The organism is uncultured Fibrobacter sp. (assembly GCF_946062555.1).
GTDB lineage: Bacteria > Fibrobacterota > Fibrobacteria > Fibrobacterales > Fibrobacteraceae > Fibrobacter.
In genome coordinates this window covers 1-26,077 of sequence record NZ_CAMGVQ010000050.1, presented here as the reverse complement: position 1 = coordinate 26,077, position 26,077 = coordinate 1, and the positions used below count along the sequence as shown (strand labels likewise).

The 26,077-nt window shown below is 48.6% G+C and carries 19 protein-coding genes and 1 pseudogene; 16 read left to right on the top strand and 4 right to left on the bottom strand.

What is annotated here, in order from left to right; genetic code table 11:
* Positions 1-170 precede the first annotated feature (170 nt).
* The 9 genes and pseudogenes from Q0P86_RS12890 (at position 171) to Q0P86_RS12850 (ending at position 13,750) form a co-directional block, all read left to right on the top strand.
* Complete coding sequence (locus Q0P86_RS12890) at positions 171-1,097, top strand: sensor domain-containing diguanylate cyclase (RefSeq protein ID WP_295039973.1); 927 nt, start codon at positions 171-173, stop codon at positions 1,095-1,097.
* 29 nt (positions 1,098-1,126) lie between these two features.
* Positions 1,127-1,879, top strand: coding sequence for a DNA alkylation repair protein (locus tag Q0P86_RS12885; RefSeq protein ID WP_295039971.1), 753 nt, complete (start codon positions 1,127-1,129; stop codon positions 1,877-1,879).
* Positions 1,880-2,387: 508 nt separating this feature from the next.
* Positions 2,388-5,006, top strand: coding sequence for an ATP-dependent helicase (locus Q0P86_RS12880; RefSeq protein ID WP_295039969.1), 2,619 nt, complete (start codon positions 2,388-2,390; stop codon positions 5,004-5,006).
* Positions 5,007-5,813 (top strand): PD-(D/E)XK nuclease family protein, encoded by an 807-nt coding sequence (locus Q0P86_RS12875; RefSeq protein WP_295039966.1) that lies wholly within the window; start codon positions 5,007-5,009, stop codon positions 5,811-5,813.
* A 13-nt stretch (positions 5,814-5,826) separates the two neighbouring features.
* The gene (locus Q0P86_RS12870; RefSeq protein ID WP_295039964.1) at positions 5,827-7,776 is read left to right on the top strand and encodes a site-specific DNA-methyltransferase; all 1,950 of its coding nucleotides are present in this window, start codon (positions 5,827-5,829) and stop codon (positions 7,774-7,776) included.
* Positions 7,773-10,895 carry a DEAD/DEAH box helicase family protein gene (locus Q0P86_RS12865; RefSeq protein ID WP_295039962.1) on the top strand — a complete coding sequence of 1,041 codons (3,123 nt, stop codon included), beginning with the start codon at positions 7,773-7,775 and terminating at the stop codon, positions 10,893-10,895. The genes Q0P86_RS12870 and Q0P86_RS12865 overlap by 4 nt, the downstream gene beginning before the upstream one ends.
* 17 nt (positions 10,896-10,912) lie before the next feature.
* Complete coding sequence (locus Q0P86_RS12860) at positions 10,913-11,329, top strand: hypothetical protein (RefSeq protein WP_294985529.1); 417 nt, start codon at positions 10,913-10,915, stop codon at positions 11,327-11,329.
* A 161-nt stretch (positions 11,330-11,490) separates the two neighbouring features.
* Positions 11,491-11,682: pseudogene (locus Q0P86_RS12855) on the top strand (ORF6N domain-containing protein); the annotation flags it as partial.
* 79 nt (positions 11,683-11,761) lie between these two features.
* On the top strand, positions 11,762-13,750 hold the full coding sequence (locus Q0P86_RS12850; protein ID WP_295039958.1) for a glycoside hydrolase: 1,989 nt from the start codon (positions 11,762-11,764) through the stop codon (positions 13,748-13,750).
* Positions 13,751-13,769: 19 nt separating this feature from the next.
* On the opposite strand, the gene Q0P86_RS12845 is transcribed toward Q0P86_RS12850, so the two are convergent.
* On the bottom strand, positions 13,770-14,363 hold the full coding sequence (locus Q0P86_RS12845) for a M48 family metalloprotease (RefSeq protein ID WP_290994493.1): 594 nt from the start codon (positions 14,361-14,363) through the stop codon (positions 13,770-13,772).
* Complete coding sequence (locus tag Q0P86_RS12840) at positions 14,360-16,237, bottom strand: DUF4954 family protein (RefSeq protein ID WP_295039955.1); 1,878 nt, start codon at positions 16,235-16,237, stop codon at positions 14,360-14,362. The genes Q0P86_RS12845 and Q0P86_RS12840 overlap by 4 nt, the downstream gene beginning before the upstream one ends.
* Positions 16,238-16,267: 30 nt before the next feature.
* Here Q0P86_RS12840 and Q0P86_RS12835 point away from each other — a divergent pair, with 30 nt between their 5' ends.
* Together Q0P86_RS12835 and Q0P86_RS12830 are read left to right on the top strand one after the other, a co-directional pair.
* Positions 16,268-16,768: a hypothetical protein gene (locus Q0P86_RS12835; RefSeq protein WP_295039953.1), complete on the top strand. Its 501-nt coding sequence runs from the start codon at positions 16,268-16,270 to the stop codon at positions 16,766-16,768.
* 5 nt (positions 16,769-16,773) lie between these two features.
* A complete protein-coding gene (locus tag Q0P86_RS12830; protein WP_295039951.1) occupies positions 16,774-18,192 on the top strand; it encodes a glycosyltransferase in 1,419 nt (472 codons plus the stop codon).
* 17 nt (positions 18,193-18,209) lie between these two features.
* On the opposite strand, the gene Q0P86_RS12825 is transcribed toward Q0P86_RS12830, so the two are convergent.
* Positions 18,210-19,454 carry a metallophosphoesterase gene (locus tag Q0P86_RS12825; RefSeq protein WP_295039949.1) on the bottom strand — a complete coding sequence of 415 codons (1,245 nt, stop codon included), beginning with the start codon at positions 19,452-19,454 and terminating at the stop codon, positions 18,210-18,212.
* Positions 19,455-19,460: 6 nt separating this feature from the next.
* Positions 19,461-20,117, bottom strand: a complete 657-nt coding sequence (locus Q0P86_RS12820; protein WP_295039947.1) for a DUF975 family protein — start codon at positions 20,115-20,117, stop codon at positions 19,461-19,463.
* A 202-nt stretch (positions 20,118-20,319) separates the two neighbouring features.
* On the opposite strand from Q0P86_RS12820, the gene Q0P86_RS12815 reads away from it, so the two are divergent.
* Genes Q0P86_RS12815 through Q0P86_RS12795 form a run of 5 tightly spaced genes read left to right on the top strand, consistent with a single transcriptional unit; the run spans position 20,320 to position 25,890 of the window.
* Complete coding sequence (locus tag Q0P86_RS12815) at positions 20,320-23,160, top strand: hypothetical protein (protein ID WP_295039946.1); 2,841 nt, start codon at positions 20,320-20,322, stop codon at positions 23,158-23,160.
* A gap of 33 nt (positions 23,161-23,193) precedes the next feature.
* Positions 23,194-23,844: a hypothetical protein gene (locus Q0P86_RS12810; RefSeq protein ID WP_295039944.1), complete on the top strand. Its 651-nt coding sequence runs from the start codon at positions 23,194-23,196 to the stop codon at positions 23,842-23,844.
* Complete coding sequence (locus tag Q0P86_RS12805) at positions 23,841-24,638, top strand: FISUMP domain-containing protein (RefSeq protein ID WP_295039942.1); 798 nt, start codon at positions 23,841-23,843, stop codon at positions 24,636-24,638. Before Q0P86_RS12810 ends, Q0P86_RS12805 begins: the two co-directional genes overlap by 4 nt.
* Before the next feature lie 26 nt (positions 24,639-24,664).
* Entirely contained in the window at positions 24,665-25,276 is a 612-nt protein-coding gene (locus Q0P86_RS12800) for an HAD family phosphatase (RefSeq protein WP_295039940.1), read from the top strand.
* An 8-nt stretch (positions 25,277-25,284) separates the two neighbouring features.
* The gene (locus Q0P86_RS12795; protein WP_295039938.1) at positions 25,285-25,890 is read left to right on the top strand and encodes a fibrobacter succinogenes major paralogous domain-containing protein; all 606 of its coding nucleotides are present in this window, start codon (positions 25,285-25,287) and stop codon (positions 25,888-25,890) included.
* Positions 25,891-26,077: the final 187 nt, after the last annotated feature.

Here is a 26,077-nt window from a genome sequence, read left to right as displayed (position 1 = left end):
AACCCTGGCTCTCTGACACCGGACTCGTGGCTCAACATACCCCGGAATAATCAGCCGTATCGGGCACCGCCGATTCCCAGATATACAGCCAATGTCTCGAAGCAGGTGCAAACGAGTACTTCGAACCGCCCTTCAAAAAGGAGCTGATTACACTCCGCATCAAGAACGCCGTGAGGAGCAAGGACTCGGCGACCTTCTCGGAAGTCGAGCGAATTCTCAAGGAACTGCCGTCGAACATCTACCTGAAAGATGCCGAAGGAAAGTACGTCTTCGCGACGCACTACTGGCATCACCTGCACACCGAAAACGATCCCAACTGGACCATCCGCGGAAAGACGGATATGGAAATCCGCTCGGACACGGAAAACGCCAGGAAGGCGATGGAATCCGATATAGAAATGATGCGGACAGGAAAGGGGACCAACTACATCATCGAGGAAAAAGGCGAGGACGGCAACGAATACCTGGAACTAATCAAGCGACCGACCTTTGACGAAAACGGAAAAGTGAACGGCATCGTCGCCATCATCAACAACATCACCGAAATGCAGCGGCTAAAGCTCGAACTCGAAAGGCGCTCAAAGATCGACCAGCTGACGGGACTTTTCAACAAACAGACGACCGAGGACATGATTACGCAGGTCCTCAAGCAAATCGGGGACAACGGCGGAAACGGTGCGCTACTCATGATAGACGTCGACAAGTTCAAGTACGTGAACGACACCTTCGGACACATCGCGGGCGACCGCGTACTCATGGCAATCGGCGAAATCATCCACAACTCCTTCAAGGGCATGGACATCTCGGGCCGCGTGGGTGGCGACGAGTTCATGGTGTTCCTGCGCGACATCAAGAATGCCGATACGCTCCTCCGCATCGCGGCCAAGATTTCGGACAAGGCACGACACCTTTTCAAGGGCGACCCCCTTGGAGGACACGTCTCGCTTTCCATCGGGATCGCACAATTCCCGCAATACGGAAAGGACTTCGAGGAACTCTACCGTGCCGCCGACAAGGCGCTCTACTTTGTCAAGGAACACGGCAGAGATTTCTACAAGCTGTACTCGCCGAAACTCAAGTGCCTGATGAAGGAATAGGCTTTAAAGAGTTTTTTATCTTTAGTTCTATGACCCATGCCGAACTTGTCAAGCGCCTCCTAGCCGAACAGGACCTAAAGTACCGCGACTTTCACGCGTCGCTGTTGCCGAACATCGACAAGAAAACGATTATCGGCGTGCGCGTGCCTACCATGCGAAAAATCGCGAAGGAGTTTGCCGACTCTAAATTTTTAGACAAACTCCCGCACAAGTATTTCGAAGAAAACCAGGTGCACCTTTTTGCGGTAGAACGCATCAAGAAGTTTGACGAATGCCTGCACCGTATCGAGCAGTTTCTCCCTTATATTGACAACTGGGCCGTATGCGACGGAAAAGCCCCGAAGGCATTGCTCAAGGACGAAAAGCGGTTCGTGTCGTGCATCGAAAAATGGCTCAAGTCAAAGCACGCTTACACGGTTCGCTTCGGCGTGAACATGCTCATGAACTTTTTCCTGGATGAACGGTTCGACAAGAAGTTTTTGAAGTGGGTCGCGGCTATCGACGAAAACCTTTTCGATGACGATTCGACTGGGGCTGCGCAGGCGCCGGTGAAATCCGTACGGTCTTCGCTCAACGCCGCCCGCCCCACCGACCGCTACTACGTGCAGATGGTCATCGCCTGGTACATGGCAACCGCACTCGCCAAGCAATGGGATGCCGCATTCCCCTACATCAAGGGCCGCAAACTTTCGCCCTGGATTCACGCGAAATCCATCCAGAAAGCCTGCGAAAGTTACCGCATCACGCAGGAGCAAAAAGAAATCCTGCGTGGGTTGAAATAGAACATTTTGCTTGGCAAAGAACCCTGTTTCCCGTGAAGTCGCAATTTACGACTTCACGGATTTAAGGCGGCATGCTCTATATCTTTCATCATCAGCTTCTTTGCGTTACAAGCAAAAATACTGCTCAAACACGCAGTGTTTTGGAGTGGAGTCAAGAGAAAAATGATTTTTTTTTCAAAAAAATGGGAATGCGGATATATTTGTCGCAAATTTAAGATATATTTCTCATTGACATAGCCCTTGGCCAACGCCTTGGGCGCCCGTTTTATTGAGTATTTGCTCTAGTCTCTACTTCGAAATCGCCAAATTTCAAATACAACGAGAATAGGGTGAACTGCTCACGTCCCGATTGGGGCGTGGGTCGTTTGCGTTTATTGGTTGTAAAGGTTTTGGCGAACCTCGAAGTACAGTATGCGCTTCAGCGATGCCACGCCTTTTTTATATGCCCAGCTGAAACTCTCGACTGTCTTTTGCTCCATATGCGGTGATTTTTAGATGGAGCGATACGGTGAAGACTGTATTTGGAAGAGATGTTGTTTCGTTAGATTCCCTTTTTGCCGAAAAGGGTTTTACTCCCAATTCTAACCAAAAACTGGCCATTGAAAATACCAGTGGGCCTCTTTTGCTGACAGCAGGGCCTGGTTCTGGCAAGACTCGCGTTTTGCTTTGGCGTTGCGTAAATCTCATTGTTTTTGAAAATATTCCTCCGGAAGAGATCTTTTTAGCAACTTTTACCGAAAAGGCGGCCTTGCAACTTAAACAGGGCCTACAGGGATTACTTTCTATCGCGAGTACTTTCACTCGCAAGCCTTATGACATTGCGGAGATGTATGTTGGCACACTACATTCGCTTTGCCAAAAACTTTTGACCGACCGTCGTTTTAGAGAACATGGCTTGCGTAGTCGTCGTCCACTCATTATGGACGATTTGGGGCAGTTCCTTTTTGTAAGAGAACATTTCAACAACCTTTTATCGGAATCTGGCTTTGACACCGAAAAGCCAACTGACGTATATAAAGAAATTAATGGCTGGTTTGGAAAGGCATCGCCTTCTCGTACAGATGCTATCTCCAACTGTATATCCTTCTTCAATCGTATGAGCGAAGAAAACTTTGGCGAAGAAGAACTTTCCTTGAAGTTAAGAGATAGAACCATTTCAAAGCTTTTCAAGATGACGATTCTTTATAGGCAACTGCTTTCCGAAAAGGGCTTTGATAGGGTTGATTTTTCATCTTTGCAACAGCGTGCCTACGAATACATTTGTCAGAAGAAGGATGCCGGTTCGGTATTCAAGCACGTTATTGTTGACGAATATCAAGATACAAACACTATTCAGCAAAAGATCTATCTAAAACTTGCGGAAGGAACGAAAAATATCTGTGTTGTTGGCGATGATGACCAGGCTCTCTATCGCTTTCGTGGTGCGACTGTAGAAAACCTAGTTGACTTTGAAAACATATGTAAAAAAGAGATTGGAGTAAGGCCCAAGCGAATAGATCTGAACATCAATTATCGATCTCGCAAGCAAATTGTTGACACCTATACGCAGTTTATTGATTTGGTCTCGTGGAAAAATCCATCCAAGCCTTCTGAATTTTTCAGAATACAGAACAAGGATATTCAAGCTAATAGCAAAGATGCAAACACATCGGTTGTGTTGGAAGCGGGCGACAAGCAAACCGTTGCAGAAAACATAGCTTCTCTAATAAAGAAACTCAAGCAAACAGGCAAAATCAAAGATTACAATCAGTGTGCAATCTTATTTCCAACAATTCGCGGCAATGCCAGCGGTAAAATGTCGCCTAAAGTTCAAGCTTTTGCAGATGCCTTGGAGGAAGCAGGAATCAAATATTATGCACCTCGTGCAAAAAATTTCTTGTATACTGAGGAATCTCTAATCACATTCGGTCTGTTTGCAAAAATATTCGGTTACTCTCCATCTGGTATCACTTATGGAGGAATGGCGGATTTCTCTAACTGGGCAGAAATGGCGATTGATTCTGCCGATGAAATTATTGAACAAGATAAATCTCTCGCAAAATTCATCGATGATACACAACAATCTATCAAGGAGAGCAAACAGAACTACAAATATCTCAGCGATTATTGTGAAAGGGACGGAATCGGTTTGGATGATGATTTGACGATTCCTCTGCTTAAAAAACTCTCTCAAACACCAAGGATAGACGATTCTGTCCGAAGAACTTTGGTGAACAAGGGAATGCTCGCTTTTACTGCTCGTCGAGCAAATGAAGGCAAGCCTTTACATGTTTCCTATGCTCTTTCTCGTGTAACTGCAATGGACTGGACGCTGCTGGACTTGTTCTACAAGCTCAATAGCTTTGAATATTTCTCACAAAAATATGAGGTGGCGGAAAAAGGCGGTGAAGATTCTGGACTTTACAACCTTGGGATGATAACAAAATACATTGCGCAATACCATGAAACAGCAAATCCAATTCTTTCTGGAGCGACATTTGCCAAGGATTTAGTTCGTAAAATCTTCTTTGGCTCATATATGTATTCGCTATTCCGCCTGAATGAAACGGAATATGAAGACTCCGAAGACCCGTTCCCGAAAGGATGCGTGCCGTTTTTGACGGTTCACCAATCAAAGGGATTGGAATTTCCTGTGGTTGTTTTGGGGTCAGTTTCGCATAGAAGTAAGGATGCTAGGGCTCTAGATGTTTTAGTTCGTAGCATGCAACAAAAAATGGAAATTTTGCCAACTGTATGCGAACCCCTTGATTCTATGGATACATACGATACTATGCGTATGTTCTATGTGGCATTATCAAGGGCGAAGAATTTGCTAGTTCTGTCGCAATTCAAGGGGCAAGGACAAACGACGTATAATCCGTTTAGGGCTTTGATTGAACAAAATGATTTTGAATCAGTAAAAAAACTAGATGTAAAAACACTCCCTGAATCAGAAGATAATTCGGACAGACTTCCGCGTGTTTATACCTATACGGCCGATTATCTGCCATACAATAACTGCCCACGAAATTATATGGTATTCCATAAATACGGTTTTGTCCCGAGCCGTAGCCAGACAATGTTTTTTGGTTCTCTAGTTCACCAAACCGTAGAAGATTTACAAAACTTCGTGATGGAGGACCATTAAATGAAACAGTCTGAATTTGAAAGTCAACTCGTCGAAATGTTCGAGGATAATTTCCGCTTTTTATGCGAAGAAGCTGGGCACTCCATTAACGAATACCTGAAAAAATTGGCGTTTGATCAAGTCCTTTATTATTATCGCAAGAATAAGAAAATTATTGAGCAGATAACCCGCGCCGAAGTCAAGTTATCTCTTCCCGAACAGAAAACACCTAATGACAAGATCCCCTATACAATTGAAGGTGTTGTTGATATTGTGCGTGAAGGGGACGAAACCTGGCTTTACGACTTAAAGACGCATGACCCGGACCGTATCAAGGCTGAACCAGAAAAATATAAAGAACAGCTTAATGTTTACGCATACATTTGGAAAGGGCTGCAAAAGAATGATTTGGACAATACGGCAATTATTGCCACACCGTTGCCAAATAGTTTGAGAGCCGCGATTGAAAACGGTGCTGAAGAGAAAATTCAAGCTGAATTTGATAAGTGGGAACCGGTTATACCCTTTGGCTATGACGAAGACGAAGTTGCCGATATGATTGAAAACTTTGGCGAGACTGTTGAACGAATAGAGAATTCAGAATTCGCCCCGCCAGACGTAAAAAGACTTGAAAGCAAAATGCTTGGTATGAAATCCAACTTTGCAACTCATGTTTGCCGCAACTGCGATGTTCGCTATTCCTGTTCTTCGTATGTGGAATATTTGAAAAAATCCCGCAATGCGACGAAGAATAGCATGCTCAAGTATATGGTGAATACCGCCGAAGAAAACGACGAATTCATTGAAGGAAATTTAAACGAAAACTAAGAGGAAAACTCTAATGGAACGTAATTCATTTATGGATGCAACATCCCCCAAAGACGAGCGCTTTGAAACACTCAAACAGCTTTATCCTGAACTTATTCGGGACAATAAGTTGAATTTGGAAGCGTTGAAGGATTTATTTGATGAAGAATCTTTTGACGAAGGCGAAGTCGGCTATAACCTCTATTGGCCGGGCAAACGAGATGCCAAAAAACTCGCACGCAAAGAAGCTGAAGGAACTCTTGAACCCGTTATTGGCGATGGTGTAAACGAAGATAAAACCAGCAATATTTACATCGAAGGCGATAACCTTGAAGTATTGCGCTGCTTGAAAAAGAGCTACGGCGGTCGCGTCAAGATGATTTACATCGATCCACCTTACAACACCGGTAAGGATTTTATCTATCCCGATCATTTTGCAGAACCCATAGAAGACTATCTGAAATTTACGGGACAGGTGGATGAAAAAGGTGTTTCGCTTGTTGCCAATCCCAAAAGCAGCGGAGCCTATCACCGTAAGTGGTTGGATATGATGCTGCCGCGATTGCAGTTGGCAAGAGAATTGCTGACGAATGACGGTGTGATATTCATTAGCATTGATGATAATGAACAGGCTAATTTGAAGTTGCTGTGTGACGAAATATTTGGGGAAGAGAATTTTGCAGCCCAATTTCTATGGACAAAGACATCCACACCTCCAGCTCTATCACATAAATGCAGAAAAACTGTTGAATATGTTTTATGTTACGAAAAAAACGATTCAAATAATTTTTTTGGATCTCTTCTAGACAATGGAGATGTTCCTCTTTTAAATACAGGAAATACTCCTAAGACATTGTTATTTCCTGCTCGAACGATATGTTTTACTTATTTGGAAAAGGGCGAAATAAGCGCAGGTTCTTACGATAAAATTGATGTATTGGATGAAATTATTGTTGAAAATGGTAAAAATACAAATGACATTCATTTAAGAGGATCTTTTAAATGGACGCAAGAGACTCTTGATGATGAAATTAATAAAGGGTGCTATTTTATCATTAAGACAAATAAAATGTCTATTCGTTTTCAAAGACCCTTTGATGAAGGGAATTTTAAACGGCCTAACAATATGTTAAATCTTGAATTTGATAAGTCGGAGAATATCGGAACCAATGAGTCGGCTTCGAAAGAATTAGAAAAAATAAATATGGGTGGTTTGTTTGATTTTCCCAAACCAGTATCTTTGCTAAAATATATTGCAAACATAATTACACATTTCAATAAAGATGCTATAATTCTTGATTTTTTCTCTGGCTCGGCAACAACAGCTCATTCTGTAATGCAACTTAATGCAGAAGATTCTGGCAATCGAAAATTTATTATGGTACAATTGCCTGTAACACTTGACAAAAAGGAAGATTCTGGTAAAACGGCCATTGAATTTCTCGATTCCATTCACAAGCCTCACACTATCTGCGAAATAGGCAAGGAACGAATCCGCCGTGCGGGCAAAAAGATTCTCGAAGAACATCCCGAATTAAAGGGCAAGTTGGATATCGGCTTCAAGGTTTATCGCCTTGCTCAATCCAACATCGAAGCATACAAGCCTACAACTGGTTCTGACCAGCAATCTCTCCTTAAAGCTCTTGACGCAATGGAAAAACAGGTGATGCCGCTTCGCGATGGATTTGATCTGAATAATTCAAACGACATTCAAAAGCTCCTTACTGAGATTATGCTTCGTCAGGGTTTTGCGCTCGATTCACGCATCGAAAAGACTTCGTCCCTTGCGAACAACACCGTTTATCGCATTACAGATGAAGCCCGCCCCATCGTTCTTCATGTATGCTTAGATAACGAAATCAAATCCGAAACTGTCAAAAACATCAGTTTTGAAGAAAACGATAAATTCGTTTGCTTGAATTCCGCCATCAGTGATGAACTTTATGCCCAACTTTCGGACAAAGGTAGGGTTGAAACGATATGAGCAAGGTAAAAATCAAGTTTGATGAAAATCAGGAATACCAAATCAAAGCGGTAAATGCCGTTGTTGATTTGTTTGATGGCCTTTCCCGTACCGATGACGACTTGAGTTTCGAAAGCATTTCGTCTGCCGATGTGGTCTCAAACACTGATGAAGTTCTTGAAGAGTATTGGCTTGCCGAAAATCTTGCTCAAATTCAGCAACGAAACGGGATTGAAATCCAGACTGAATTAAACTCGCCCAATACCGGCGACACCCTCACTGGCGAATTCGATTTCTACTCCTATCCTGAATTTACCATCAATATGGAAACGGGTACAGGTAAAACTTACGTTTATTTGCGAACAATCTATTCCCTTCGTGAAAAATACGGTTTTCGCAAATTTATCGTTGTCGTTCCCTCTGTTGCCATCTACGAGGGCGCTATCGCCACATTCAAGGCGACATGGGCTCATTTTCACAAACTGTTTTCGCAGGGAACCGTTCCCGCCCAGATTATCGAATATGACGGCAATGTGAATGACTGTAAAAATTTCGGCTTGTCAAATTCTGTACAAATCATGCTCATGACGATTGATTCCTTCAATAAGGTTTCCAATGTTTTGTACAAGGAATCCGACAAAATCATGGGCGGCAAACTCCCTGTTGAATTCATTCAAGAGTCTCGTCCAATTCTCATTCTTGATGAAGTTCAGAACTACCAGACAGATAACGCCCGCCGTGCCTTGCGAACTTTGCATCCGCTTTTCAGCATCGGATATTCTGCAACACCCAAAGGGCCCAATGGTGAAAAGGCTCCAAACTTGCTTTATAATTTGACGCCGTTCGATGCTATGCAGATGAATCTTGTCAAGAAAATTGAAGTATATGGCAACGAAGAAGATTCCGCAGCTTCCGAAAAAGAAGACTATTTCAAAATTCTGCAAATAAACAAGAGGCCATTGTCTGTTGATATGCAGGTAAACTGCAATGATGGCGGATCTCTCAAATCGCAAACAAAAACATTGAAAGTAAATGAATCGCTTAAAACTAAAACGAAAAATGATGCTTATGGCGATATTTCCATTACAAATATTAGTGCAAAAGAAGACAATGCGTATGTAGAATTTTCTAACGGATTTCGCTATGGCATTGATGAATCAAGTTGTGCGTCGCTTAACCGAGAATCGATATTTAGGCAAATGATACACAATACGATTGAGGCTCATATTGAACGCGAAGGCTTGTTGAAAGCAGCCGGTTATAAAGCCAAAGTTTTGAGTTTATTCTTTGTTGACAGAGTTTCTAGCTATAATGGCGACGATCCCATTATCAAACGGATCTTTGATGAAGAATTTGAAGTTTTGAAACACGGTTCTAGCCATTTCAAGAATATGAACCCGGAAGATGTCCGCACTGCATACTTTGCCAAAAAGAAGGATAAAAAAACTGGCGAAGAAACCGAAGTAGACATTGGGGAAAATGGGAAAATCGCAGCAGATGAGAAGGATGCCGAGAAAGAGGCCTACCAGCTAATAATGCAGGACAAAGAAAAACTATTGGATACGCGAGAACCCCACCACTTCATTTTCGCCCATTCCGCTCTGCGAGAAGGTTGGGACAATCCAAATGTATTTCAGATTTGTTCTTTGCGTGAAATTAGGAGCGAAGGAACTCGTCGACAGTCCATCGGACGAGGGTTGCGTTTACCAGTGCAAGAAGGAACTGAAAAGCATCCGGAATTTGCTGGGACGCGCATAACAGATCCTGATGTAAACAAGCTTACCATTGTCGCTAGCGAAAGTTTTGAAAAATTCGCAAATTCGTTGTATGATGAATACCGCAAAGATGGTTACGACAAATCGCCCGAGGCTGGCAATTATCGCAAGAATGTGGCTGTCAAGCATACAAAAAAATACAATAGTCCCGAATTTGATTCTCTTTGGTCTAAAATGAACCAAAAGACAACTTACGATATTCATATTAATACTGATGAACTTGTAAGTGAGGCGATAGGTAAAGTTAACCGGGCTGAATTTAAACCGGCACAAATTGTGACAACCAAAGGACAATATGTCACGACTCAATATCGCTTCACGCTTACAAAGGTTTCTAAAACGGGCTCAGCCACGTTATTAGTGGAGATTAGCGATACAAACGGTCTCAAATTTGAAAATAATCGCAGTGAAAAAACGATTATTATTGGGAAAACAATAGATAAAGCAGACGAAATATTGAATAAAATCAAGGTTCAAGATATAGATGTTGAAAATGAGTCTGTTTCGTTATCTGTATTTCAAGAACCTATAGAAAAAGATGTTCCGCAAGTGTTTGAGTTCCAGTCAGGAATGTCATCGATTGTAAGCACTAGAGATGCTGAATACCCTGATGTGCCGAAGCCCAATTTGCTTGCGCGTGTGTCAAGTGAAGTTCCTTTAACTCGTGCAACCATTCTCAAAATTTTCAGGGGAATCAAGCAAAGCCATCAAATGGAATTCTTGAAGAATCCAGAGGCGTTCATTGCTCAATTTATCCAAATTTTGAGCGAGGTCGTAAAAAACCATATCGCAAAGCATATTGAATACACTCCGACATCTTCATCTGATGACGAAGATAAGAATGTATTGTTCCCCAATGACAAGCGTTTCCCAGCCAATGAATTGGAAGACGCAAATGAAGAACAATCTATCTACAATAAAATTCAAGTGGATTCCAATGTAGAGCGAAATTTTGTCAAACGTTTAAATGAAGTTGGTGCCCCAGGCAATGTCAAACTTTATTTCAAATTTCCTTCGAAGTATAAAGTTATGTTGCCTAAAATTATTGGTAATTACAATCCCGACTGGGCTATTTTACGAACTGACGGAGCAAATCAGAAACTCGAAATAGTCCGCGAAACCAAAGGTACTGAAGATATCAATGCTTTGCCTCACACTAATGAAGCAAGAAAGATTATCTGCGGGTACAAACATTTTACGGCCATTGGAGTAGACTATCGCTTTGTTCATGACCGAGACGAAAAATGGTATGAAAAATCGCCCGTCAATCTGCAAACGAGATTGCTGGAAGATGAATACAAGATTCCGCAGCCTCAGGAATGGTTGATGGTAGCAGAAAAACCAAAGGTGCCGTATAAAGTGTAAAAAAGGAGGCTGTAAATATGAAATTTTATTGCGAAGAATGTGGTTACGAAATAAAAAACATTGCAGAAGAGGATTATCCGCACTGGTGCCCTAGGTGTAAATCGCTCGTGCCCGCTTTAGACAAAGACGAAGAAGGCATTCATTGTAATTACTGCCAAAAGAAGGTCGAAACCGCAAATTACATCGATTCCTGTCCATGGTGTGAAAATGAATTGAGCGAGACTTTTGACGCATATGCTGAAATTGGCAAACCCGAAGCACAATATATAGTTGCAAACTACTATTTAACTCATGTATTAGAAGGTTTTGATGCTGAAGAAAAAAAGAGAACTGCTCTTGAATATATGAAAAAGTCTGCCGAGCAAGGGTATGGATTGGCTCTGCGGTTTATAAGGAAGCATAATTCTCTTTTTGGAGATGATGCGAATAAGTGAGATTGAGTAAAAGGCATTTTCAGCCAGGACCGGGTTCGCAGATTGGTCCGAGTTTTTAAGTATCCATTTTGATTATGCGGATATAGAGGCCGCCTGAAATAAACGGAAAACTTCGTGAAAGAAATCCCGTTTCCGATAACGATTCAGTTGCAAGAAAAATCTTGAAGTCGGAAATTCCGACTTCAAGTTGGGGTGGCGTAAGAAAGCTCCCCTACGCCTTCACTGAACAAGGTATTTATATGCTTATGACTGTTCTTAGGGGTGATTTGGCCATTTTGCAAAGCAAGGCCATCATCCGTCTTTTCAAGCAAATGAAGGACTGCATCATTGCGGAAAATCGGAATTTATTGGGTTATAAAGCTGTCGCGCCTTAAAAAAGCCCCAAAAAGTCCACATTTGACATTTAGTCATTTTGGGGGTATATTTAGGGGTATGATGGGTATTGGTAAAGATTTTAAAGTCTCGGGCGTGACCCTTGCCGCGTTCTGTTTAGCAGGTTTATTTGTCCCTGCGCATGCACAGACCAAGGTCGTTGTTGACCCCGGCAAAAAGTACCAGGTTTTCGAGGGCTGGGGCACAAGCCTCTGCTGGTGGGCCGTAAAGGCGGGCGCCTGGAGCGAGGCGAACCGCAGCAAGCTTCTGGGTGCGATTGCCGACCCCGATACGGGTCTGGGCTACACAATTTTCCGCTACAACATCGGCGGCGGTGATCAGCCGAGCCATAATCACCTCACGAAGGGCGACGGCGGTGCGAATGTTCCTGGCTACAAGCCTACCGAGAAGGGCGATTTCGACTGGACGGCTGACCCGTACCAGCGCACGATTGCGATTGAACTTTCTAAGCGCGTAAAGAACCCGATTTTCGAGGCGTTCAGCAATTCGCCCCCGTGGTGGATGACGAAGAGCGGCTGCGTTTCGGGCAGTAGCGACGGCAGCGACAACCTCAAGGAAGACTATTTCGACGACTTCGCGGACTACCTCTCCGAAGTGGCGCTGCACTTCAAGAAGGAATGGGGAATCACGTTCCGCACGGTGGAACCGTTCAACGAGCCGAGTGCTGGCTGGTGGAAATCCAACGGCGGGCAGGAAGGTTGCGGATTCAAGAACAACCAGACGAAGATGATTGTGGAACTCGGCAAGGCACTACAGAAGAAGGGCCTGTTCCCGGAGACTTCGGTGAGTGCCGCCGACGAGACGAACATCGGCGATGCCCTAAACCAGTTCAACAAGTACAGCGGCGAAGCGCTTTCTTACATGTTCCAGGTGAACACGCACAGCTATTCCGGAGGCGACAACCGCGCCAAACTTTTCAATGCGGCGTTCGCGAAAGACAAGAAGGTATGGCAGTCCGAAACGGGACCGCTTCACAAGAGCGGCGACGAGAACATTGCACTCTGGATGGCGGGCGTGATTTTGGCAGACCTGCGCGACATGAAGGCGAGCGCCTGGGTAGACTGGCAGATTGGCGACCCGGCCGAAAACTGGAGGAGCCTCGCGCTGAACCACAGCAAGCAGACATTCAGCCCGAACGCACGCTACTACATGCACGCCGCATTCAGCCGTTACATCCGTCCGGGTTCGCGCATTATCGATAGCGACAACGGCAACACGCTCGCGGCACTCACGCCCGAGGGAGCGCTGGTGCTTATCGTGCGCAATAGCGGTTCTAGCGACGTGAAGTATGAATTTGATTTGGGTGAATTCGTGAAGATTGGCACGAGCGCGAAGGTGGTGCGGTTCGAACTGCCGGGCAGCCTCACCAAGCAATCCGATATCGTGGTTTCGGGCAAGGCGCTTTCGATGACGGCGAAGTCCAACACGATTACCACGATGGTGATTGACGGCGCCGAAGGTGGCGCATGCAAGCCGGATTCCATCATCCCGTATTCGAAAATCAACAATAACGAGGGCTGGTCCACCGCGACCGAAATCTCGCTTTCCAAGGGCGATTCGCTTTCGATTGGCCCGCATCCGTGGGAAGGCGGGCGCTGGGTTTGGAGTGGCCCGAAGGGCTTCACCTCCACGAACCGCGAAATCCATATCGGCAAGATGGACGGCACCATGAGCGGCTACTACAAGGCGGTCCACACGAACGCCTCGGGCTGCAAAGGCTCCGTAACGTTCAAGGTCATCGTAGACGATCCGGATCACCCGTTCGTGGAACCGGATACGAGCAAACAGGATTCCACGGGAGATTCGTCGTCGGTAGCGCTGCGCGATTCCGGAACGTGTCGTTACGAAGCCTTCCGTTCCGGCGAACCTTTGCAGGTATTCGACATGCAAGGGCGTTTCCTCGGCACACTGCCGGCAGGCTCCTGGCAGGCTGAAAACATCGCAGCATCGGTCCGCCAGCATTTCAAGCAGGCGGGAACGTTCCTGATTCGTCAGGGAGTACAGATGCACCGCATCCAGGTGCATTAACGGCATATCAGGAAGTGCCTTAAGCGGCGCGACCCTGCCCTGCCTTGATTTCCTTGTTCAGGATTTTTTGGCTGCGAATCGCAACGGTCGGGTGCTCGCGGTAAATAACCGCAAAAAGTTTCGTATAGGGAATCTCGCTTACGGCAAGGTCGCGCATCGCGGCCTTCGCCACTTTCTTGCCAAGTTTCTCGAAGGCGTAACGGTCCGCCTCGTATTCCTGATGCCAGCAATACAAGTGGAATACCGTACGGAACGGGATTGCCGCCAGGTGCAGCCACAGAACCGCTTCCACAAGCGACATTCCGCGACTCGCCAGCAGAAAGGCAAAGAGCCACACGGCAAGCAACAGCAAAACGACCTTCGCCAAATTCCGCAAGATGCCGTGCCGCAACTCCGAATGACCTTCCTCGTGCTTTCGGACAAATTCATTCTCGGTAGGTTCCCTGCGATTCTCCGGCAGCGGCACGATATCGTTCACCAGCGGAATCAGGCGGAGTACAGCAAATACACCGCCGCGCAACTGCGAAAGTCTCCGCTCGCGAATTTCTAAAGCAAGCCGAGCCATCACCTCGATCACGAGGGCCGCAACGAGTATCACAGTCGCCGAGATCATTCCGCCTTGGCCGTCTTCACGATAGACGCCAAACGGCGCAGCTTATCTTCGACTCGGTTCTTTTCCCATTCGGTAAATCCCCTGTCCACGGGATGAGCGTCATCGTAGTCGTCGAAAATCTTGCGGCCACGGTCGTTGTCCTTGTCGAGGCCGTGCGTCACGCGTTCGAACCAGTCCTTTTCAAGCTGGCGGTAACGCTTCAGCAACTCGTCGAACGTCTCGGGAAGCACCACCGTGCGCATCACGTCCTTGTTGGCATCGTTGGTCGAAAGGCGACGCAGTTCCTTGACCGGTTGCGACTGCAAATTCGGATCGTTCACCACCAGGGTTATCACCTGTTCCAGCGCATAGCGTTCCAGGTACTCGCGGTAAATCTTGATCGCCTTCTGGCGCATGCGTTCGCGAAGGAAGTTCTCACCAAGCCCGTCGATATGTTCCTTGGTGTAGAAATCGCGAACTTCTGTCACCTGCAGGCGCTGGTAGGCGTCGTATACATAGCGCAACGTGTCGTGACTGAAAATCGTGTAGAACGAAGCCGGCACGAACCCCTTGCCGCGAATGGAATACTTGTAAAGGTTGCGGTCGAGCGCATAGGCGTTGTTCGCATAATTCCAGCCAGGCACAATTTCATTCAGACGTGGAGCAATGCCGTTCAACTGCGGGTCCCCCGGCTTGATCAGCGAGAACGGGAACTTGAGGCGCTGCGGGAGCGTCGTAAGTCCCGAAGCAATCAGCGTAAAGGGCGACTCGCGGTAATTCGCCGGGAACTTGACATTCACGCCGAGCCCAAAGAACATTCCCTGTCCGGGCATCACTTCCTGATCGGGCATACGGCCGGTATGGTTGCTACCCACGTTCGCGCCGTAACCCAGGTTGCCGCATCCGTCGGGCCAGAGCGCCGCAATCAAAAGCGAATGGTGATGCATCTGCGTCATGGGGCCCATGTACGAACTGTTCACCTCGCCTTCTTCAATATGGCAACACGGAGCGATAATCGACGACTTCACGATCGCCTTGCAGGCAACCGTCGTACGGCTCATCAGCACAGAACCCTGCACCTCCGCGCCCGTATGGATCGTCACGCCCATCTGCACGTTCGAATTTTCAAGAATCACTGAATCGTACACATGGCTCGGTTCCTCGAGCGACGAAAGCACCACCGAGTTACGGATCTTCTCGGCGCCCTCAATACGCGCGTGCGCACCGATCCAGCTGTTACGAATAATGTTCGTATTGCAGATAACCGCACCCTTCCCGACAATGCCGAAAGAAAGCGCGGTCTCTTCGCGGTACGTCTTGAGCTGGTCCGCGAACGCCGCAGCGACATCGGGCTCCGGCTTGTGGAAAAGCTGCAGGTCCACCAGCTCTGTATTGATTTCGGGGAACACGAGAACGCTGCGACCGCCCATCTCGTTACCCACGTGCATCGCGTTGCCGACCATGTAGCTAATCTTTCCGCTACTCACGATAGAACCCACGTTCTGCACCACCGAGCTGCTGCGCACCAAAATGTTGCTGAGCATGGCCACCTTGTGCACGAGTGCATTTTCTACGAGGCAGTTATGCACCAGGCTGTCGTAAATGCCCGTCGGGAAAGACACGTCGCCCGGCAAGAGGAGCGTTCCGAAAAAGCGCGGCAGATAGACCTCGCCCATGAACGAGCTCCGAATAATGCGGTTCGGATCGAAGTCGTTTTCGACCATGACCTTCGCCCACGACTCGGAACGGTTACCGTTGCTTTCGAGAATCTGGATCTCGGCCTCGGTCAATGGACGGTATTTGGACATTGACGCACGGATTGTCTTGAAATTCTCGACGGAGGACGCCAAAACACTATTCTTGAGCACTTTTTTCAATTTGAGCAAGCGTTGCATAGTCAAAAAATAGACTAATTTTGTACAGCGATGAAGCAAGAAATCTTCAAATTGATTAGAAAGCACCACTTTAACATTTCTATCTACACCGAAGACATCTTTGAAAGACGGTGCCAGGAAGAAATTATCCGCAGCGACGAGGACAAGAGCTCCTTCGTCTATCTGGAATTCGACTTCTCGGCCATCGAAAAAATCCTGGGAGACAGGGACACCTGCATCCAGTTCTGGGACATATTCCTCACCGCACTCAACAAGAACAGCCGCGGAAGCGACATCCTCGGTTTCCTTGAAAACGGCTCGGGCCTTGGCATGCTGCTGCTCGATTCCAAGATCGAAAGCTGGATCCGCATCCGCGGAAGACTCCTGCAGACCGCGTATGACATGGACTTCAAGGGACTTGCAAACCTTCTTTCTGCCGTCATCAAGCCCATCGTCTACCCTGCCTGCGTAAGCGACGCGCAGGACATCAACGCCATTACTTCCATTGCGCAGGAATTCACTCCCGCAGCCGCCGGCGAACCTTACGCATAAACTAAATGGTCCAGAAAGTTCTTGTCATCGGGTCCGTCTATCCGCGTTTTCACGAAGACGCCGAAGTCCCCTGGCTGCGTACCTCCCTTGCGCACCTCAAGAAAGCGGGCCTCGACATCCAGGTTCTCGCCCCCGCGTACAAAGGGTTGAAAAGCCACGAAATCGACGGCATCAAGGTGAACCGTTTCCGCTACGCGCCCGCCGCCTGGGAAATGCTCACCCACGAAGAAGGCGCCCCTAGCAAGATGGCGAACAAGCCCTGGCTGCAACTGCTCGCCATCCCCTACATCATCAGCGGGTTCTTCAAGTGCATCAAGACCTGTCGCAAGTGGAGGCCCGACATCATCCACGCACATTGGCCATTCCCGCATGCCTACATCGCCCTCGGTGCCGCAAAGTTGTTCAGAATCCCGCTGGTGCTGAATTTCCACGGCGCCGAACTCCTGCTCATCCGCAAGAAAAAATGGGTGAAGCCGCTCCTGAAATTCGCCATCGGCCAGGCGCAAGCCGTATTCGCAAATTCAAGTTTTACCGCAAGCAAAATCAAGGCCCTCTGCAATGTCGATGTGGAATGGAGTCCGTACGGCACAACTTTAGAGACGAAAGACGAGAGACGAGAGACGAGAGAGGGGGGAAGTCTCCCCCTCGCTTCTGCCACGGCATCCGCTACCCCCTCTAGCGGGCGGACAGCACTTAGCGATCCATCGCTTAGTGCGCATGGCCACCAGGGTGGGGACACCCCGCAACGCCCCGTGCCGCACCCGATAAACGGTAAGTTCAAGATTCTTTTTGTCGGGCGCCATATTGAACGCAAGGGCATCTGCTATTTGATTGAAGCGGCCAAGTACCTGCCACGCGACCAGTTCGAAATCCGTATCGTCGGCGTCGGCGACCTCACCGAGCAGCTGAAGATGCAAGCAGACGCATTGTGTCATCACAAAGGGGAAGCCCCTGTCGCGTCATTCTCGACCAACGGGAGGGAATCCAGTAAATGCAGATCCGACGATGCCTTAAATAGCGAAGCCGCACCTCCTGCAGAAATCATCTTCACCGGCAAACTTTCGCCCGAAGCGCTCGCGAACGAATACAAGACCGCTAACGTCTTCACGCTCCCGGCGATCGTCGACAGCAAGGGCGACACCGAAGGCCTCGGCGTCGTACTCATCGAGGCTATGGAACTCGGCCTCCCCATCGTCGCAAGCAACGTGGGCGGCATCCCCGATGTCGTCGTGGACGGCGTCTCGGGAATCCTCGTTCCCGAAAAAGACCCCGAGACCCTCGCAAGCGCCTACAAGCGCCTCGCCGCCGAGCCCGAACTTGTAAAGCACCTGCTCGCCGGCTCCCGTAAGCGCATCGCCGAATGCTTCACCTGGGACGGCATCATCGAGCGCCAAATCGCCGTCTACAACAAGCTCTCGAAATAACCAAGCAAGATACTTCCTTATTCCGGCATTACGTTCTCGTGCGGCTTGAACTTGATAATCCAAAATTCTGAATCGGAGCCGAAACGCACCGGAGGACCCCAGCAGTCAAAGCCGGAACTCACGAGCCAAAAGACGCCGCCAAGCGCCCCCTTGCCGTAAGCGATCTTCCATACGTAATTGATAATGAAAGTCACCGGGAAAAACTGACCATCGTGCGTATGTCCCGAAAGCGCCATGTCCGGGAGCCTGCCTACATGCCCCTTCTCGATTCCCTTGGGCTGATGGTCCAGCAAAATCCAGGGGCGGCGCACAACCGTCGTATCGTAGGCAATCCTAGCTGCAGCCGTATCCGCAAGCGAATCAACTACCGGGGCCCCGGCAACGCTTTCATTTGCGGCCACAGCGGCCATCGAATCCTGCGGAATTTCAGTCAACTGGAGCGAATCCGGAATCAGCTCCGCAAGCGGGCGACGAAGTACATCGCGGCCGCGCGCGACCATGTAGTCGGTGCGCCCCGTAAAGCACGCCTTCCCGATACACGCCGTGGAATCGTCCAGCACCACGAAACCCACCTTGCGCATCCACTCGTTCGGATTGGAACCCGAGCGTTCCTGCATCGATTCGTGATTCCCGTTGACGGCCACCGCCGCGACCTTCGCCTTCGATGTCAGCATCATGAACAAACTATCGTAACCCCAGGCATCGAGCTGCTCCATGGACACATCGGCCAAGTCACCGCCGAACAACAAGTAGTCCGGCTTGATTGAATCCGCCTGCGCAATAAAACGCTGCAACTTTTCCGCCTTGAAAAGCGGATCCACATGAATGTCGCTAAAGAAAATCGCGGTGAACCCTTCCGTATATTGAGATGGCAGATCCACCGTCACGTCCATCATCTTGTAGTCGTCGTTGTGCGGCACGCCGTAAGCGAACATCGCAAGCGCAATTCCCACCGTAACGCCCAAAAGCCCCCGACTCACACGCCGGACAAAATGCCTGCTCAAGTGGTGCGGCTGCGTAAAGTAGTAACCGATGCGGTAAAGCGTCCAGGGAATGTAGAACAATAGCGCATTGGGAAGCCACACCGCAAAAAACGCGACGGCGACACTCCCCGCCCATGTATCGCGGAACGCCATCGACAAGAACAGCAGCACCAGCACCGACAGGGCAATAATCCGCCCCGCCTTCCCCTTGGCAAGGGTGCTCAGGTTGACATAAACTAGGGCAAGCGCCGCAAGCAGTACGAATAAAAAAGCGATCATAACGCTCTACTTCAACTCCAGGTAGAACTTGCTCTTGGCGGTCATATAGTACGGATACAGCCACAGCGCCGCAATGCCGAAGGTAAAGCAGCACAACAGCCCCCAAGCCCAAAAACGGGCCTGCAAGCAGAAAAATTCCCAGCGGTGCCCGTACATCATTTCCTTGCTCGCGGTAATGGCCTGCAGCGGAGTATATTCAGGATGTTCGACAAGGACCAATTCCGTCATCGTATAGGAATACGATTTCATGATGCCCGGGACGACCAAAAGCAGGAACCACAACATGAGCATAAAGTATTGAATCATTTCCGTAATCACAATCTTCAGGAAATATTCCACGCTGCGGTATCCCAGGAACAGCCGTGCATAAGAAGGCTCAGCCTTCAGCGCCAAATCCAAATAGCAAGCGACAAGTCCTATCCACAAAACCCATGTAAACGGCGTACAGATGATTTCCCAGGCATGATAGATCGCGGAGCCTTCTTCCATAAAGAACTGCGGAACAGAAAAACCCATAACGACTGCCAGGAACAATATCAAAGTCAAGGCGCCGTAAAGCCAGCGACCGCTCATCGCATTCCAGGCGAATTCCTTAATTTCCCTATTGCTCATGGAGCGAGCGCAGTTCAATTCCGCTCCCCACTGATTTCCTTCGTTTTCCATATATTCCCTTCTTATAGAAGTCGTTATGACAATAAACTTAATAAATTAAATTTTTTCCACACCCAGCCTTCCCTAAACAGAGCTTCAAATTATCCTTCAAAATAGGTTCTTTATCGTCTATTTCTAATTTTATGTTGTTTGAACAGTGGAAATAAATTATTTTGTTGTGCAGAGATGAGCGGAGTATCAAAAAGGGGTTCGAATGGTGCATTTTAGTCATAAGGTATCCGCGATACCGGTTATTTTAGCCGCACTGTTTGTTGCGGGCTGTTATGACCATACCTACGACTATTCCGATTACGAGGACCACGATTCTAGAAGAGCCATCGCTTACCACGATTCATCCGATATTTTCACCGCCCTGTCAGGAAACTTTTCGCTGGAGAAACCCCTGGTTCCCAAGACCCTGACGATTACAGCGCTTGACCAGAAGCTCGACGAATTCGACATCTACGAAGCCAGCATCCACAAGGACGATTCCGGCAGATACACTTTCACATCGGATTCAAGCTTCTACCCCACCACCTTTGCAAAACTTACATTCACCTGCACGCGCAGCGACTCGCCCGACGCAAAGGAACTGACATTCGAGGAATATGTCGACTTTGGGCGCTACCCCTCGCCAAGTATCAATCTGCTCGGCGCCCTCGAAAGCAAGCGCGTCAGGTACCTGGTGCAAGAAGACGGTTTTTACCTGAACAACGCCAAGAAAAAGGCCTCGCGCGAAATTTTCAGGATGTTCGGAATGGAATGGCAAGAAGGCACCGATTTCGAAGCCGACAGCGTCAAGTTCGAGGCCCTGAAAATCATGCCCTACATTCTGGCATCAACAGGCGATTCCGATGCGTCGTTTGCGGCCACCTTTGAAACGATAGCAAGTACAATCGAAAAAAACAAGGTTAACGAAAGCCTCTTCGACACCCTCCATATTGCAGACGCGCTACTGGCACGCGACTGGAATTTTTCAAAGATCGACAGCACAAGCCTTTCGTACTTTTCAACGCTGTGGCAAGACACCTATGGACTTCCGGCATGCGACAGCATCGGTCTGCAGGCTCAAATCAATCAGGAAGGCAGCGCACAAGACAAGAATTACCTTGTATGCGACATGCGCAGCGATTCCATCCGGTTCTGGAAAAAATTCAATGCACTCGACACTGAATTTGGCCCCTGCCACAGCGGCAATACGAATCGTTATGTGAAGAACGACACCGTGTACACTTGCTCCGAAAGCATTCTGGCCTGGGTTCCTGCAAACGACAAGGACGCCATCGAGTACCTGTTCGGCGAATGCGGTTACGGCAACAAGGGCAAGTATCGCGCCTATCACGATCACATATTCACGTGCGACGGTTACGGGTTCTCGATGAGATGGACCGACACCATTTCAGGCTTCAACAGGGAACAGGCAGAGTTCGAAGCATACTTCTATAACATGTACGGCGACTGTACCGCAGATAAAGAGAACGAAAAGGCCGCGTACGACAGCAGCTATTTCAAGTGCCACAACGGCAAATGGGAAAGCATTACCGTCCTGGGCTACGTGACCGACGACACCTGCACGGCAGGCGATACGCTCAAGCTGCCGCCGTCAAGCTACTTCCGCTGCGACGCCAACAATAACTGGAACGGTATCAGCTACTTTGACTACTACGGTATCGCCTGCGGCAAGGAAAATGAAAACGAAGTCGCCTATGCCGACAGCGTCTATTACTGGTGCGTTTTCCGCAACGGCTGGCAATGGAGATGGGAAAGGCTTCCTGCCGACAAGCAGATTCCGCCCATCTTGAACCAGGATACCTGCCGCAACGGACATGTCGTCAAATACGACAGCTACTACATCTGCAAGAACGGCGAATGGGAAACTCTCCCCGACAACGAAGCGATTCTGCCAGTCATCCACGAGGACGGATGCGGCGAACTGGAAGATTCGACCTACATCACATACGATGGCGAGTACTATTTCTGCGAAAATTCCAAATGGAGCCACGTTCAAAAAAAACAGGTCATAGCGCCTGTACTCGCGGGCGACTCCTGTACCACCGAAAACAAGGCCGAAATCCGGAAGTACGACGATAAATACTTTATATGCATCTCCGGATACAATCAATGGGGACAGCTTGTCAAAAGCCACTGGTCGACCGCACAACCCGAACAGATAGCAGTTTACGAGCGCAACGCCAACCGAATCGGTTACTGCAAGGCGGGGCAAACTGGGACCACGCTCGAATGGGACGAATCGGTGCACGCCCTGTTCGGCTGCGTAAAAAGCGTCGACGGAACATCCTACGAATGGGCCCGAATCGTCATCGGCGACATGGAACCGTCCGAACAAAAAAATTTCGCCAACGGCACGTTCGAGAAAGAAGGCGTGTACGAATGCGACGTCAGCGGAAACCATTACGAATTCGAGCACTTTTTCTGGAACGACAAGACATGGAAGGACTATGTACGGTTGCGTCTGGAAAGAGCGACCATTGACGGCACCGGTTACGACGCAAGGATGGTCAACGGCAAGATGTACATCCGCGCCCCGTACGGGAGCAAGTCCATTTACCTGAACGACTACGAAAACAGGAGCGAATCCTTCGACAGCTTCTATCAGAAGTGGAGCCGCTGGGCAGGCGTAAAGGACATCTGCGGGGATTCCACCGAATGCAAGGGTTCCATCAAGTTCGTCCACAACGACGAAAATACCTTTACCATGTGGGAAAGCGCCAAAACCTACTGCCCCGCAGGATTCCACATCCCCGATACGACCGAATGGAAAAGTTCCGGAATCAACGAATGGAAACGCACCATCGATAGCGACGAGATGAACCGCATCACGAATGTCGTCGAGGGCATAGACGAAGTGGACAAAAACGGCTCCTTTGAAAGAGTCCTCGTATTGCTCTGGTCCAGCACCGAAAAAGACGCGGATACGCAGTATTGCTTCACTTACGAAATCTCAAGCTTCATTTTTAACACCAACAAAAAAGCAATGATCGAATGCCCCAAGGATCTTATGCCCATGGGCCAGGCGATGTGCGTCAGGGACTAGGAGGAAACGGTGGAATCTTTGCGGTGCATTTTTATGACAGTAGGCGCAATACTTTGCATAGCGCTAGTCGGCTGCGCCACCGACACCTACGAGGTGACCGACAAGGGCTACGCATGGCACTACATGGGCCTGATAGACGACACGACCATGGCCGTCGAGGTCAGCCACTGGGAAAGAGGAACCATCCACTGCAACCATTTTATGGCTTACGAGGATGGAGAATCGTTCAGCAACACGCTCTCGACCAGTTACTATTCGGTCAGCCTGACGGACCAGAAAGTCGGCAAGAAAAAAACATCGTCCAAGGGTATTTTACCGGAAGAACCCTTTTTCAAAGAGCTCCCCTCCTGGACCGAAAGCTGCCTCGCCATGGATTCTATCGACGGAAAATTTTACTGCGTAAATGCGGTGCGGCTCGACGAGTTCTCGAGCGCCTGCGCCCTTGCCATCGTGAATAGTGAAAAACAGGACCTGGATACCCTGGAATTTGAACGCTGCGGTTTTGACCTGCACAAGGACATCTCCTTTGCAGCACACTACCTCAAGATTTCGGAAAGTTTCTACGCGATACGTGACGGCCTGCTAAAATCGCAGTTGCCGACCTACAAAATCAAGGACTACGGTGATGCCGTCATTGTCATCAACTCATACGGAGATACCCTTTATTACGAGGGCAAGCCATGACTAGGAACCTGCTCCTTTTCGCAACTCTTCTAGTCGCCTGGGGATGCAGCCAAGACGACTTTTCGATAAAACCCGTAGAAACCAAAATCGAAACCGTTTTCGATCCTGCCGAAATAGAATACGGTTCCATCGTAGACTCGCGCGACGGACAGCTCTACAAGACCGTAAATATCAATGGACGCTGGTGGATGGCGCAAAACCTCAACTACGCCGCCGATTCCACCTACTGCTACGACGACGAACCGGATTCCTGCACCGTTTACGGCAGGCTTTATCCTTGGACCGTCGCGATGAACCTTGATCCGGCCTACAACAAACTAAACGCCACCTACGACGATAAAATCAAAGGCACTCACCAGGGAATATGCCCCGAAGGCTGGCACCTCCCCAGCGAAAAAGAATGGAAAGAGATGATCGATTACGCCGACTCTCACAACGGTAACGAGGGCGCAAGTGCAAGCATGAGGGCAAAATACGGCTGGATTGCGAACGAAACATACGAAATAAATTATATCGACAGGTTCGGTTTTGCAGGGCTCCCCGCCGGGGCGAGAGCCAATAAAGAAATGAGAAAATCCGACTGCAACCACTCCTACGGATATGAAACAAACATCTATTGCGGCGTCGGCAAGGAAGCCTTCTTCTGGACCTCTACGGAACGAATAGACTATCGGAACGACTCCGAACGCGCCCTCTATTTCTTTTTGCACGGATTACAGAACGGTAACTTCCAAACAAGTGACTGGGGTGAGTTTACAAAACGCGCGGCCCTATCCGTCAGGTGCGTGAAGTGACTGATACGTTTTTCTATTTTTCGCACATGCTCAAAAATTACATCTTGGACTTGGGCGGGGTCATTCTCGATATCCGTATGCAGAATGCATACGAGCAATTCATGGCCCTAGGGCTTCCTGCCACAGAACTCGAAAAAGGAGGTTCCGTTTACAAGTGGATGGAAGATTACCAGCTCGGCCTGTTGAACACGCAGGAATTCTGTCAGCAGATTGCAGACAAATGCTCTTCAACAACGAAGCCTCTCGATATTGAACAGGCGTGGAATTCCATCTGCCTCAATATCGCCGAACGCAAGCTGAACGCGCTCCGCCGCCTACGCCAAAGGGAAGGCCTCACCGTTTCGCTCCTGAGCAACACAAACGAACTGCACTGGGAATACTGTTGCGAGAAATGGTTCAACGCAAACGGCAACAATCAGGCTGATTTCTTCGGCCATATTTTCTTGAGTCAGGAGCTCCATTTGCAAAAGCCCGACCCAGAAATTTTCAGGACGGCGATTCGCACACTGAACGCGAACCCGAGTGAAACGATTTTCATTGACGACAATGCCGAAAACATCGCAGCCGCCTCATCTTGCGGATTGCAGACACTCCACGCCACTCCCGACATCGATTGGGTAGAATCACTTAACCTCTGAAAATTCTGATGCGCCAGTCCCTTCTATACATTTCGATTCTTCTGACCGCCCTGCTTTTCGCCTGCTCCGAGTCGTTCACCGACACGCGCGACGGTCAAAGCTACGACATCGTGCAAATCGGTCCGCAGACCTGGATGGCCGAGAACTTGAATTACGAAATTGAAGGGAGCGCGTGCCCCGAGGGCGACAAGCGAAACTGTTCCAAGTACGGGCGGCTTTACACCTGGGCCGCGGCGCAAAAAGTTTGTCCCGAAGGCTGGCACTTACCTGACCGTGCGGACTTTGAACAACTTATCACAAGCGCTGGCGGTACGGATATTGCAAGCGGCACAGAAGTCGCAGGCAATGCACTCAAGTCAACAAGCGGCTGGTTCAAGAAAGGCAACGGCTCGGACGATTTCGGCTTTAACACACTCCCCGCCGGTTACCGCCTGGGCGGCAGCGAAAATGCCACCGGAAAATTCGACGGCATCGGCGGCTATGCCCACCTCTGGAGCGCCACCGAAACCGCTGACGGCCTCGCCTACTACCTGCTCCTCGATTTCAGCAGCAAGGCCGCGAAGCTCAGCGCCTTCGGCAAGGACGAAGCTAGATCGGTTAGGTGCGTGAAGTAACATCAACTTTGTTGTTATAGACAAGCTTTTGTAAAAAGAAATAAATTTTTTGAAAAAACTGCATTGAGAGTCTGAAAAATACGTGTATAGTATAGATAGGGTTTCTCTATCTCTTCGCGGAATGTCCCACGGAGAAACTATAAAAGGCTATAATGACTAGAGAAGAATTTGCAGTTTTTCAGCATAA